Here is a 6,497-nt window from a genome sequence, read left to right as displayed (position 1 = left end):
CGGCGGGATGGGATGCGGCGGGATGGGATGCGGGGGCCAGTGCGGGGGAGGGCAGGGCGGCGGGTGCGGGAAGCAGTCGCCGTTGCCCCCGCCGTGGCCGATCTGCAGGTCGACGCACAGGCTGATGCGGGGCTTCGGGATGAGGATCGCGGGGCCCGGGTCGGGGCCGGGCTCGGCGGCGAGCGCGCCCGGCGCGGCGGCCAGCGCGCCGCCGGCGGCGACGGCCAGCACGGCGACGGCCCGTGCCGCGACCCGCGGGCGGCGGGCCCGCGGACGGGTGCTGCGGCGCACGGTCAGCCACCTGCCGCGATGCGCTGCAGGTCGGTGCTCAGCGACGTGAACGCGTCCGGCCCGACGGCCAGGGCCCCGCTGAACACGTGCATGATGTCGATCGTCAGGTACGTCCCGGCCGCGAGCACGGCCGCCATCAGCGCCAGCGGCACGAGCGTCATCCCGCGCGGGCGGGCGCCCGCGAGGAACGGCAGCAGCACGACGACGATCCCGGTGAGGACGGTGACGGCGAGCAGCCCGGCGGGCGGCTCGGTCGCGGCGTCGGCGGCGCGCTGGCGGCGCGCGGCGGAGATCTCGGTGAGCCGGTCGAGGAGCGCGCCGCGGGCGTCCTTCAGCTCGTCGGTGTCGGCCTTGACCGCGAGGACCTCGCGGCGCAGCCCGTCGAGCACGGCCCAGCCGCGCGCGGTGAGCTCGGCGTGGTCGCGCATCTCGCGCCACTCGGGGCCGCGGACGAGGTCGACGTAGCCGCGCAGCTCGGCCTGGACGTGCGGCCCGGTGGGCGCGGGCAGCCGGCCCGCCGCCCAGAACGCCTCGGAGATCGCCTGGCTCTCGGTGTAGGTGTTGGTGCGGGCGGCGTCGGACGTCGTCCACGGGACGACGATCGCGATGGCGAACGCCAGCAGGAACAGCGCGGACAGCATCGCGCCGGTGTGCCCGGTGGTGGGCCCGTCGGGGTCGGGGTCCTCCACCGCGCGGGTCCGGCGGACGAGCCGGCTCGTCACGATCACCACGGCGATCGCGCAGGCCGCGGCGCCAAAGTAAATGATCATGCCCCTCCCCAGGTGTGCGGATCGGCGCTTACCTCGGGTGATTGTAGATTTACGGAAAGTCGCTACTGATGGTTTTGCCGTTGTCCTCACCTTGGAGTGAGGTGACCGGTCGGCCGGGGAAGATGGAAGTGGCCCCCGGTGCGGCTTCGGCCACGGGACGCGAGGGTTTCCCGGTAGTTCTTGTGAAATACGGTGTCGATACCGGAAGATCTCCCGTAGAGAACCCGACATGAAGGACGATTGACACGACGGGCCGGTGGGCCACGACCGGCCGGCGAGGGGAGGCGGCAATGGCGCCGCAGGGAAAGCTGGACCTCGACCCGGACACGGTGCGCGCCGCCCGGCGGCTGGCCGCCCGCGCCGCCGAGCCGATCATCGAGATGGCGCGCACCCACACGACCGTGTCGGTCGAGCGCGCCCTGCTCCGCCTCGCCGGGCTGGGCGGCGCCGACGACGGCGGGCGCCCCTGGGTCAACCACCTCGCCGACGCCGTCCGCGACCAGGTCGGCCTGGAGCACGGCGTGGCCCTGCCGGTGTGGGACGCCCTCCTCAACGGCCCGCACGCGACCCTCGCCGACCTCGCCGGGGCCGCCGCCCGCGGCCGGGTGTCGTTCCGGCTGCCCTCCGGCGCCGACGCGGGCCGCGCCCGCGCGGCGGCGGAGCGGGCGGCCCGCGCCGGCATCGCCCGCGTCGACCGCCGCCGCGCCGAGCGCGACGCGCTGCTCGCCGCGCTGCCCACCCCCGACGCGGCCGACCCGCCGCGCCCGCTCGTCTACCTGATCGTCGCGACCGGCGACATCTACGAGGACATCCCGCAGGCGCAGGCCGCCGCCCGCGAGGGCGCCGACGTCGTCGCGGTGATCCGCTCCACCGGGCAGTCGCTGCTGGACTTCGTCCCCGAGGGCGCCACCCGCGAGGGCTACGCGGGCACCTACGCCACCCGCGAGAACTTCCGGCTGATGCGCGCCGCGCTCGACGAGGTGTCCCGCGAGCTCGGCCGGTACGTGCGGCTGACCAACTACGCGTCCGGGCTGTGCATGCCGGAGATCGCGACGCTCGCCGGGCTGGAGCGCCTGGACATGATGCTCAACGACTGCATGTACGGCATCATCTTCCGCGACATCAACCCCCGCCGGACGTTCATCGACCAGCGGTTCTCCCGGCAGATCCACGCCCGCGCGGGCATCGTCATCAACACCGGCGAGGACAACTACCTCACCACCGCCGACGCGGTCGACGCCGCGCACACCGTCGTCGTCAGCCAGCTGCTGAACGAGCGGTTCGGGCACGAGGCGGGCCTCACCGACGCCCAGCTCGGCCTCGGCCACGCGTTCGAGATCGACCCGTCGATCCCCGAGTCGTTCCGGCTGGAGCTCGCGCACGCGCAGCTCGTCCGCGAGCTGTTCCCGGGCGCGCCGCTGAAGTACATGCCGCCGACCAAGCACATGACCGGCAACATCTTCGCCGGGTACCTGCTGGACGCGTTCTTCAACCTCGCCGGGGTGATGACCGGCCAGTCGATCATCCTGATCGGGATGATGACCGAGGGCATCCACACCCCCTGGCTGTCGGACCGCGACCTGGCGCTGGAGAACGTCCGCTACGTCCGCGACGCGTGCGGGGGCCTCGCCGAGGACTTCATGCCCCGCCCGGACGGCATGCTCGTCCAGCGCGCCAAGCGGGTCCTCGCCGAGTCGGTCGAGCTGCTGGAGCGCGTCGCCGACGACGGGCTCCTCGCCGCCATCGCCGAGGGCACGTTCGGGGTGACGCGCCGCCCGCCCGACGGCGGCAAGGGCCTGGACGGCGTCGTCCCGCGCGCCGACGGCTACGTCAACCCCGCGATCGAGATCCTCGACGCCGAGGACCCGCACGCCGCCCGTCCCGCCGCCGACGCCGCCGAGCAGGAGGTGCCCGCATGACGACCCCCGCCCCGGGAACCGGGACCGACGCCCCGCCCGTCCCGCCCGCCGAGCCCGCCGACACCCGGCAGGTGATCCGCCCCTACGGCGACACCACCGGCGACGGCATGGTGCAGATGTCGTTCACCCTGCCCGTCCCGGCGGGCAAGCGCGCCGACGCCGCCGCGCTGCAGCTCGCCGCGAAGATGGGCCTGGACCCGGCGAGCGTCGTCCACGCCAAGCCGATGGGCCCCGACTTCACGTTCTTCATCGTGTACGGGAAGGTGCGGCACCTGATCGACTACGCGTCCATCCCCGTCCCGGAGGAGCGCGCCTACCCGCTGCTGACCTCGCAGGAGGTGAACCAGGCGATCCGGCGGGCGCTGAACCGGCGGCTGGTCGTCGTCGGCGCGTGCATCGGCACCGACGCCCACACCGTCGGGATCGACGCGATCCTCAACGTCAAGGGCTTCGCGGGGGAGAAGGGCCTGGAGTACTACCGCGAGATCCAGGTCGTGAACATGGGCGCCCAGGTCACCGTCGCCGAGCTGGTGGAGCGCGCCAAGGCCGAGGACGCCGACGCCGTCCTGGTCTCCCAGGTCGTCACCCAGCGCAACGCGCACCTGCACAACACCAAGCAGATGGCCGCCGCGTTCCACGCCGAGTACCCGACCGCCGTCGCGGGCGGCATGGGGCGCCCCCTGCTCGTCGTCGGCGGCCCCCGCTTCGACACCGTCACCGAGGACGACCTCGGCGTCGACCGCATCTTCGGCAAGGGCACCACGCCCGCCGAGGTCGCCAGCTACCTCGTCCACGCCCTGCTGCCCCGCGAGACCGCGGCGGGGGAGACCCCGCCGACCGAGGAGGACGAATGAGCGACCCGCGCGTCGGGCTGGCCGTCACGCACCGCCGGTACATCCCCTACTCCCACGCCCACTACGCCGGGGACCTCGTCGACGGCGCCTACGTCCTCGGCCTGTTCGGGGACGTGGCGACCGAGCTGTGCGTCCGCACCGACGGCGACGAGGGGCTGTTCGCGTCCTACTCCGACGTCCAGTTCCGCGCCCCCGTCCGGGCCGGGGACGTGCTGGAGGCCACCGCCGTCCTCGTCCGCGCCGGGACCCGCAGCCGCGCCATGGAGTTCGAGGCCCGCGTCGTGTGCCGGGGACGCCCCGACCGGGGCGGGTCGGCCGCCGAGGTGCTGGCGGAGCCGATCGTCGCGGTCACCGCGTCCGGCACCGTCGTCGTCTCCGTCCCGCCCGCCGCCGACACGCCCGGGACGCCATGATCGGCGCGTCCCGGCGGGGAAATCCCCGGACCTTCCGATCATGGTTCTGAGCTGGGAAAAGGTGGGTAGCCGCAGGGCACCGGGCGGTTGACAAGGTGGCGGAAGCCGGTAGTTTTGCTGCAGTCCAGCACGGGACTCACCGATCGGCCGCCCGAGGCGCCGCCGGGTACCGCGCCACGACGGGGACGGGGATCACGCCAGTGGTCGTCGCCGCGCCCGCCTGAGCCAGTGCGGTGCTCCGGTGCCGCGTCCCGGGGCGGAGCCGCCCGATCGCGCGGGGGGTTGGACCCGGGAAGGGCCCGGACATCCAGTAGAAAACGGAGCCTCGCTCTCACCGCCTGTGGGACGACTCCGGCCCGATGGGTGTCGCGGGCCCTCTTCCGTGTCCGCGCCCCACGCCCCCGCCCCGTCCCGCGGCCCCTCATTCCGACCCCTGGCCCCGCCTCCCGTGCCGCTGATGCGCGCTATGCCGGGTCTGTGAGTCGGTCGCCCCGGTGGTCGCGGCCCGGTAGCGTTCCCAGCAGCACCGAACGAGCGAGGTGGGGACGTGGCGCAGGAGACCCTCCCGGACCGGCCGCCCGCGCGGGGCCCCGCCGGGGCCCCCGGCGAGCCCGGCTCCGACGCGCGCCCCGGCCGCCTCGCCCGGTGGCGCTCCGGCGTCCGCTCCGGCGGCCGCGCGGGCTGGCCCCGCACCCTGCTCGCCCTCGCCGCCGGCCTCGTCATGTGGCCCGCGTTCCCGCCCCTCGACCTCACACCGCTCGCCCCGGTCGGCGTCGCGCTGCTCACCCTCGTCCTGCGCGGGCGGGCGCCGCGCACCGGGGCCTGGCTCGGGTTCGTCGCCGGGGCCGGGTTCTTCCTGCCCGTCCTGGAGGGGATCTCCGCCGTCGGGCCGGACGGGTGGATCGTCCTCAGCCTCGTCCAGGCGGCCTACTTCCTGCCGCTCGGCGCCGGGATCTCGCTGGTCGCCCGGCTGCGCGGCTGGCCGGTGTGGACGGCCGCGCTGTGGGTCGGCGAGGAGCTGCTGCGCGGGCACGTCCCCTTCGGCGGGTTCCCGTGGGCGCGGCTGGCGTTCAGCCAGACCGCGACGCCGCTGACGCCCTACGCCTCCTACGGCGGCGCGCCCCTGGTCACCTTCCTCACCGCCCTGGTCGGCGGCCTCCTCGCCTACGCCGCGCTCACCGCCCGCACCGCATACACGGCCCGCCGCCCTGCCACCACCGCGCCGGACGAAGCGGACACGCGGGACGGGCGGGCGTCGCGGCGGGCGTTCGTCCCGGCCGCGGGCGCGCTCGCCGCCGTCGCCGCGCTCGCCGCGGGCGGGACGCTGATCCCCACCCCCACGTCCGGGCGGCCGGTGACCGTCGCCGTCGTCCAGGGCAACGTGCCGCGCCTCGGGCTCGACTACCTCGGCCAGCGCCAGGCCGTCCTGAACAACCACGTCCGCGCCACGCACGAGCTCGCCGCGAAGGTCCGCGCGGGGCTGCTGCCGAGGCCCGCGCTGGTCGTGTGGCCCGAGAACGCCAGCGACCTCGACCCCTACTCCGAGCCCGACGCCTACAACGCCATCGACGGCGCCGTCCGCGACGTCGGCGTGCCCGTCCTCGTCGGCGCGCTCACCGACACCCCCGACGGCAGGAAGGTCGAGAACCGCGGCATCGTCTGGGACCCGCGCACCGGCCCCGGGAACTACTACGTCAAGCGGCACCCCGTCCCGTTCGGGGAGTACCTGCCGTTCCGCGACGTCCTCACCAAGCTGATCACGCGGTTCAACCAGATCCCGCGCGACTTCGCCAAGGGCACCCGCTCCGGCGTGATGAGGCTCGGCCCGGTGAACATCGGCGACGTCATCTGCTTCGAGGTCGCCTACGACAAGGAGGTCCGCGACGTCGCCCGCGGCGAGCTCCTCGTCGTCCAGACCAACAACGCCACCTACGGCCGGACGAGCCTGCCGCCGCAGCAGATCGCGATGTCCCGGCTGCGCGCGGTCGAACATGGCCGTACGATCTTGGTTGCCGCGACGAGCGGGATCAGCGCGATCGTCGCCCCGGACGGCCGGATGATCGACCGGTCCCGGGAGTTCGTCCCGGACCTGCAGGTCGCCGCCGTCCCGGCGCGGACGTCCCGGACCCTGTCCGACCGGGTCGGGGCCGCTCCCGAATGGGCGCTCACCGCGCTCGGGCTCGGCGCGATCTGCGCGGCGGCGGCGGCATCCAGAGCGACGGCCAGGAAGAACGAGGAGAATTGACGCCG

The 6,497-nt window shown here is 74.7% G+C and carries 5 protein-coding genes and 1 pseudogene; 4 read left to right on the top strand and 2 right to left on the bottom strand.

Translation table 11 applies throughout. The features are described from left to right. A pseudogene (locus ACH01S_RS06975) lies at nt 1-291 on the bottom strand (hypothetical protein); the annotation flags it as partial. A 2-nt stretch (nt 292-293) separates the two neighbouring features. Continuing rightward, nucleotides 294-1,061 (bottom strand): bestrophin-like domain, encoded by a 768-nt coding sequence (locus ACH01S_RS06970; RefSeq protein ID WP_067886487.1) that lies wholly within the window; start codon nt 1,059-1,061, stop codon nt 294-296. Between the two features lie 290 nt (nt 1,062-1,351). On the opposite strand from ACH01S_RS06970, the gene kamD reads away from it, so the two are divergent. The 4 genes from kamD to lnt all read left to right on the top strand — a co-directional run bounded on the left by kamD (nt 1,352) and on the right by lnt (nt 6,492). Further along, the gene (gene kamD, locus ACH01S_RS06965) at nt 1,352-2,980 is read left to right on the top strand and encodes a lysine 5,6-aminomutase subunit alpha (RefSeq protein ID WP_067886486.1); all 1,629 of its coding nucleotides are present in this window, start codon (nt 1,352-1,354) and stop codon (nt 2,978-2,980) included. Continuing rightward, nucleotides 2,977-3,834, top strand: coding sequence for a lysine 5,6-aminomutase subunit beta (kamE, locus tag ACH01S_RS06960; protein WP_083980392.1), 858 nt, complete (start codon nt 2,977-2,979; stop codon nt 3,832-3,834). The genes kamD and kamE overlap by 4 nt, the downstream gene beginning before the upstream one ends. Next, nucleotides 3,831-4,247 (top strand): 3-aminobutyryl-CoA ammonia lyase, encoded by a 417-nt coding sequence (kal, locus tag ACH01S_RS06955; RefSeq protein WP_067886485.1) that lies wholly within the window; start codon nt 3,831-3,833, stop codon nt 4,245-4,247. Before kamE ends, kal begins: the two co-directional genes overlap by 4 nt. A gap of 547 nt (nt 4,248-4,794) precedes the next feature. Next, nucleotides 4,795-6,492: an apolipoprotein N-acyltransferase gene (lnt, locus tag ACH01S_RS06950; RefSeq protein ID WP_067886483.1), complete on the top strand. Its 1,698-nt coding sequence runs from the start codon at nt 4,795-4,797 to the stop codon at nt 6,490-6,492. Nucleotides 6,493-6,497: the final 5 nt, after the last annotated feature.

The organism is Actinomadura chibensis NBRC 106107 (assembly GCF_001552135.1).
In the GTDB taxonomy this organism is placed as follows: Bacteria; Actinomycetota; Actinomycetes; order Streptosporangiales; family Streptosporangiaceae; genus Spirillospora; species Spirillospora chibensis.
This window is presented reverse-complemented; position numbering and strand designations above follow the sequence as displayed.

Bases quoted from the DNA above. Each gene is read 5' to 3' on its own strand.
- kamD (WP_067886486.1), top strand. From the start codon at position 1,352: ATGGCGCCGCAGGGAAAGCTGGACCTCGACCCGGACACGGTGCGCGCC.
- ACH01S_RS06970 (WP_067886487.1), bottom strand. From the start codon at position 1,061: ATGATCATTTACTTTGGCGCCGCGGCCTGCGCGATCGCCGTGGTGATC.
- kamE (WP_083980392.1), top strand. From the start codon at position 2,977: ATGACGACCCCCGCCCCGGGAACCGGGACCGACGCCCCGCCCGTCCCG.
- kal (WP_067886485.1), top strand. From the start codon at position 3,831: ATGAGCGACCCGCGCGTCGGGCTGGCCGTCACGCACCGCCGGTACATC.